The following is a 1,183-nucleotide window of genomic DNA, read 5'->3' as shown; positions in this document are numbered from 1 at the left end:
CAGACGATAGACGCTGTTGACCCTTCCGAGTAGTTCGTTGGGTGTGATTCTCTGACGCAGTGAAACGGTGATCACATTCCAGAGCACGACCAGCAGCCCTCCGATGAAGAAAATCAGACCGAGTATGAATGGGTTGTTGGTGACGGCGGGGGCGCCGACGAAGGCGGAGACTCCGACGATGGCGAGTGTCAGCGCCCGAGATCGACCGAGACGCGTCTCTAGTCGCTCGGCGATGAACGAGCCGAGGAAGGCACCGAGAGCCGAGGTCGTTAACAGCAGGCCGTAGCCCACCCCGGACAATCCCATTTGCGAGGTCGGGCCCACGGCAAAGAGCACCAGAAGTGCGAACCCGGCGCCGGAGGCGAAATTGAACATTCCGGTCATCACGGCGAGAGTGCGAAGGATCCTCTGGTGCCACAGGAACCGCAGTCCCTCGGCGATATCGACACGAAGGGTCGTCTTGTTCAGGCGATCGATTCGGAATTTTCCGGGGACGAGAAATAGTGCGCCGACGGCGATCAGCCACAGTGTGGCCGGTGCGGCGAACCCGGCGATCGCCCCGAAGGCCATCAACATTCCGCCGAGAGGGGGGCCGGCGAACTGATTGGCGGTGAGCTCGACCGCATAAAGGCGTCCGTTGGCGCGGGAGAGCTGATCTCTCTGCACGATCTGCGGGAGGATCGATTGCGCCGACGTGTCGTAGATCGTTTCCGAGACGCCTACAAGGAATGCCACGCAATAGAGCGCCCAGATCGAACTGATGCCCAGAAGCAGGACGGCAACCAGCGCGAGGAGGAGGATCGCTCGGACGAGATTTGCGACGAGCATCAGCGTCCGCCGGTCCAGCCGATCGGCCAGAGCCCCAGCTGTCAGCGCGAAGACAAGCCAGGGCAGTCTCGCGGCGACAACGAGTCCGGCTATGAGCGACGGTGATTGGGTCAGCTGGATTGCGACCAGGGGCAGTGCGATGGTGAACACCCCGTCGGCGAGGTTGGAGAACCCGGAGGACGTCCATAGTTTCCAGTAGGACGAACCCAGCGGCATGGGGTGAGGGTGTCTGCTGCGGGGAACCATCTGCTCACTCTGACAGGGTGATTGAGAAACTTCAAGGTGATTGGATTAAATACATCAGACGGTAGGATTGCCATATGACGGAGGAACAACCGACGGCCACGGACACTAA

Annotated in this window: 1 protein-coding gene; it reads right to left on the bottom strand. The window is 60.7% G+C overall.

The window, feature by feature from the left end; translation table 11 throughout:
- A partial coding sequence (locus tag JF66_RS19755; protein WP_035880595.1) for an MFS transporter occupies positions 1–1,044 on the bottom strand: 1,044 nt, incomplete at its 3' end.
- Between the last annotated feature and the right edge of the window lie 139 nt (positions 1,045–1,183).

Origin of the sequence: Cryobacterium sp. MLB-32, from assembly GCF_000738085.1 — a bacterium.
In the GTDB taxonomy this organism is placed as follows: domain Bacteria; phylum Actinomycetota; class Actinomycetes; order Actinomycetales; family Microbacteriaceae; genus Cryobacterium.
This window is presented reverse-complemented; position numbering and strand designations above follow the sequence as displayed.